The organism is Candidatus Diapherotrites archaeon (assembly GCA_030688545.1).
Taxonomy (GTDB): domain Archaea; phylum Iainarchaeota; class Iainarchaeia; order Iainarchaeales; family VGJJ01; genus VGJJ01.
Window position 1 is genome coordinate 1 of the sequence record JAUYHT010000007.1, and the last position, 4,860, is coordinate 4,860.

4 protein-coding genes are annotated in these 4,860 nt (G+C 51.3%); 3 read left to right on the forward strand and 1 reads right to left on the reverse strand.

Features of this window, described 5'->3' with window-relative positions:
- Positions 1 to 288 precede the first annotated feature (288 nt).
- Positions 289 to 513, reverse strand: a complete 225-nt coding sequence (locus tag Q8P05_05410) for a hypothetical protein (GenBank protein MDP2666906.1) — start codon at positions 511 to 513, stop codon at positions 289 to 291.
- Between the two features lie 581 nt (positions 514 to 1,094).
- Here Q8P05_05410 and Q8P05_05415 point away from each other — a divergent pair.
- From Q8P05_05415 to Q8P05_05425, 3 genes are all read left to right on the forward strand, one after another.
- Positions 1,095 to 1,688, forward strand: a complete 594-nt coding sequence (locus Q8P05_05415; protein MDP2666907.1) for a DUF2815 family protein — start codon at positions 1,095 to 1,097, stop codon at positions 1,686 to 1,688.
- Positions 1,689 to 1,750: 62 nt separating this feature from the next.
- Positions 1,751 to 3,514 carry an AAA family ATPase gene (locus Q8P05_05420; GenBank protein MDP2666908.1) on the forward strand — a complete coding sequence of 588 codons (1,764 nt, stop codon included), beginning with the start codon at positions 1,751 to 1,753 and terminating at the stop codon, positions 3,512 to 3,514.
- 208 nt (positions 3,515 to 3,722) lie between these two features.
- A complete protein-coding gene (locus tag Q8P05_05425) occupies positions 3,723 to 4,295 on the forward strand; it encodes a hypothetical protein (protein ID MDP2666909.1) in 573 nt (190 codons plus the stop codon).
- The last annotated feature ends 565 nt before the right edge of the window (positions 4,296 to 4,860 follow it).

The following is a 4,860-nucleotide window of genomic DNA, read 5'->3' on the forward strand; positions in this document are numbered from 1 at the left end:
AACGCAAAAAGCATCGACACGATTACAACGACAGATGGCGTTTGGACGTTGGGCGAGATGTGGCGGAGGGGCTACGGAATATCAGCACGCGCGGGTTTTTGATCGTCCTGTCCGGGAACCTCTCCGTGGCGATGCCTGTGCAATGGGCAGCTCGTGATCGGGCATCGGGCAACCTCCGAGGGCCTGTCGCCCGAGCAATCTAAACATTTTAGCCTGACCGCCGCCGCCAGGTCCCCCTGCTGGGACGCGGCGTATAGCCCATAATATTTTCGTTGAAACGGCGTTAGTTCACTCGCCATCGGTGTCGGCCTCCAAGATAGGCTCTTTAAGTTTGAAAGGTCGCCAGGGGTAAAGTGGGCATGTGGTGACAGTACAGCGGCGCACCTCGTCGAGGGAGCCGTTGACACATTCGAGGCACATGAGTTTGAGCGCCGCCGCTCGGCTTTTGTGATGGTTGGCGACGCAATTCGGGAAGCGCTCCGACATCTCTTCTCGTAACGTGCGGTTTTTCATCCCTACCCCTCCTTTCCTATGCACCCTTTGCTTCCTAGAATCGCATATTGTATCACGGGCGGGAAAATATAGCTGTAATATTTTGCATGCGATTTTAGGGGCTTAACCCCCCCCCTAGAAGTAATCCTAAATATTCACTAACTAGGCAAATTTTGCCTACCTGATTTTTCCGAAAAACCATAGCATTCAAATTTGGAAGCGGGTATTCTCGCGAAAGAAAGAGAAGCCCGCCGTTGGTTCGACGAGCTTCTAAAAAATCCTAGAGTTTTTCTAGGTTGGCGACCAAGCTGTTGAGGCAGCTGGGCCACAGAGGGACAAGAGAGGACCTTGCCCAATGCAAAATTACCATATCACTTCGTTCTCGTCTAGCGACGACTTACCTATTGTCGCTATAAAACGTAACGCCGACATCCCTGTCGGCGTTACTAACAAGACATGTCCGCCAGGTCAATTAAATGACCGTTCGACCATCATTCAATCTAACCCAAAAAGGTTATCATGAACGGGAACATCTTACGCCATCCCAGCGTTTTTCTGAATACCAATCTTTCTTTTTTCACCATTGACATGGAGACGACGACATGAAGCATGTGATCCTAAATGCACGTTCAAAATATTCCCATATCGGACAAACCTATAGGTTCGACGACAGAGAGCGCCGGTCGAAAGCTTGTGACGCATTAGAAGAGGGGGCGGCGTATGACCTCACTTTCATTATGACACCAGAGAGCAAGGCGGCGCTAGACAGCCTCATTGCCGACGTCTGGAAGGAGGCTGCCACCGCAGACATCAAGCGCAAGTGGCCACAAACCCCATCGCAACTGCCCTATAAAGTTGGGGAGAATGGGGAGATTATGGGCAAAGCAAAATTGCGAGGGGCCTACTCGCAGAAGCGTACCAAGCCCCCTACCGTAGTGGACGCGCAGAAAAACAAGATCGAGTGCCAAGACTTCGAGCTACCTTTTGACTCCCTCGTCAACGTGGCAGTCACGATCGTGGCATACAACACCGGCGCTGCCCAGGGCGTTAGCTTGCGGCTAGGAGCCATACAGGTGTTGGAGATGGGCGAACGCGCCGACGACGTCCCCTTCGACGTGGTCACTGGCTACGTTGCCAAGACTGTCCCTATGGCAGCGCCACCAACCCAGGATTTTAACGAAGAAATCCCCTTCTGAAAAAAGTGAACCTCCCTACGTATGGGGAGGTTCACAATTGAACAATATTATTGGAGTTGAACATGGACTATTATACAGATTTAAGGGTTTTTGCCAACAACATAGGGATTGTTTTACCAGAAGAAATAAACTTAAATGGAGAGATCCACAGGTTTTGTGGGGACCCCACCAGAACAAAAAAAGACAAAGACGAATGGTATGTCGGCAATCAAATTGACGCCCACATCACGGCCTACATAGGCACGTGGAAGGGGGCGGGAGAACATCACGTTTACCGCTCGTGGAATGACACCCAGCTGTCGCCCGAAGAAATCAAAGCACTACATGAGCGACAACAAGAATTCGCTGAGACTGTCCGCATTGAGAAGGAGGAGATGCAAGTAGCGGCAGCTTCCCGAGCCAAGGGGTTTTGGGATAACGCCCCAGACTGCAAGGAACACCCCTATTTAACGCGCAAACAGGTCCAGCCAGGGGCTACAAGGCAGTGGAAGGAATTTCTCTTGCTGCCCCTCCTTAGTGCCGAAACAGGGGAGATCATTAGCGCCCAGTTTATCGCACCATCGGGGGAAAAGCGTTTCCTGAAAGGGGGAAGGACGGAGGGCGGATATTTTCTCATGGGTAGCCTCGGGGGCGAGGCTTTCATTGCTGAAGGCTTTGCGACGGGGGCCACGGTCCACGAGATCACGGGCAAGCCAGTCGTCATCGCATTCTCTGCTGCTAACTGCGCAAAGGTAGCCGCACACCTAGTCAAACAGGAGCTTTTTACGAAGCTAAATCTGCTCCAAGACTTAGGCACGGCGGGGGAGAAGGTCGCCATCCAATGGAAAACCTATTCCCTGGGTGACGTCTACACCCCCAAATTCAAAGCAGGGGCAACAGGCAAGGACTGGAATGACCTAGCCGTAGAGGAAGGCGGAGAGGTTACAAAGCGCCAACTAGCACCTAAGCGTTACCCCTCGTATTCCCTCAAGGACTTTATGGCGCTCGACACCCCACCCTCGGAATGGGCAATCGACAACATCTTTGCCAAAGGATCGGTGAATGTTATGCACGCGAAGCCTGGCCACGGTAAAAGCATGATAGCATTATATTTAGCCACCGGTTGTATCGCAGGGGCGGAGCCTATACAAGGTCATTTATGCAAAAAACAAAACGTCTTGCTAGTCGACGCGGAATTAACATCATCAGACTTAAAAGACCGCGTGCAATCAACGCTTGAAACCTGTCAAAAGGCGGGGTTCGCCTTCGAAGAAACCAAGGGATTGACAATCATCCCTTGGATGCAAATTGAAGAAGAGGTAGGTCATCGTATAAACCTCTATGATCCTATCTCACAAAGCTATCTGAACCCACATATCGAAGAACACGACTTCATCATTCTCGACAATCTTGACAAATTGACGCAAAAAACCGAAGGGGACTCCTACAGAGCTGACGAGGTGCTTTGGCAAGGGCTATGGAATTGGCTTAAAACTTGGAAAATAAAAGGTAAAACAATCTTAATCATCCATCACGAAACCAAATCGGGCCAGATGAGGGGAACTGGGAAAATTGCGGATGACGTCGACGTCGAGATTTCAATCCAACGGCTGGAAACAAAAAACATCCCCAAACTAACAGGAAGGCTCTCGTGTCAAATGATATTTGCCAAGGCACGACAACTCGACGATAGCGGTTCACGGAGATTTATCATAAGTCTGCGGAACATCGAAGACATACATGAAAAATGCTCCCCATGGGAAAAGATCCTTCTGACTCCAGAAGAAGTTAAGATGGCATTAGACGCCGGCAAAGAAGAAATAGCCATGGAGAAGTTATTTTGGTAACAAACGGCTTTCATCGAGGTTTGACGGCGGGCCCCCTACGGGGGGGGCGGCGACGAAGTCGTCCGATCCCCACACCTCGTTGGTGGGGGGGGGTACATGCTCGACGTCCAACCGTTCGGACGACTGCGTCGCCTCTCTGGCGTCGAGCATACCCCCTCCCGGGCCCTCTGTCAAGAAAAATCGAATGCAAAGGAGATATTTTAAAACTATGGACGTAAATGCCTTAATATCAAAGTTCAAGAAAAAACAAGAAACTTCTTTAAAAGACAAGAAAACAACACCTTTACATGGATCTTTAGAGTTTTACCACCGGCAATTGGATAGTGAAACCATTCCATGGTATACGAAAAAACCCTACCACGAGAGAAATGATCCTCTTTACCGGATTCCTGCTCGTGTACGCTGGCAGTTGGTGAAAGACTATTACGAGACTCCCCTTCCCAGCCAAACCCCTGTAGCAAATACAGAATGGGAAGATCGGTATGTCGCCAACTGGTATCAATCCCTGGAGAAGAAATACCCTGACATGGCGAAATTGCAATTCCTGGCTGTCAATCTTTTCAGCGATAGGGTGATAGCTCTTAAGAAAAACGTCTCGCTTGCTGGTGCCCCTCGTTTCAAGCGAGGGACGAGAGGGGCCACTCTACAAAAGGAAGCTCTCGCAGCTTTTCCCCCTGGTATAATTTCTGCCATGGATGCCGCGATATCCAACGGTGGGGTACTCTGCCACGTGCAAGGAGTCATCGTGACGTTAACGCCCGAGGTGTTCCGGTATGTCTGACAGGCCACCAGCAGCCCCGCCACAGCGATAACGCCGCGCGGACAGCAAACGATTTTTGAGGCAACATGACAAAAGAAAGCCTACAACGCGATAACGAAGACCCGAGCAACCCAGACCCCACCCAACTTGAGATAACGCAGCCTGAGCGCAGCCAGACCACTTGCCGCGCATCTGAGGAGATAGACGAGCTCGCGCTTGAGCGCATCATCTTCGTGAGGCCACGAAATTGATAGGTAATATTTGAAACCCTTCAAACGCTACATGGCTTGGTGCCGCAAGTGTGACAGGGCCCTCGTCCCCGCCGGGAAGAAGTGCCCAGTCTGCGGTCACCGCCACCGAGTGAAGGGCAAAGGGAGGGGACAGATTGTCACTACCCTCCAAAAATGGCCGTATCTTTCGTAATACGGCCAAAAAAAACACCCCTAGCGCTCTCGCGCCAGAGGTGCCACCTGATGGAGGGCAGGTTATTCGCTTTTAGCTTTCGGCGGGTGCGCGATCGCCCGCACCATCTCCCGGCGCAAATCTGAAATCTCGGCGGCGCTAATCAGCCCGTGCTGCTCCGCCA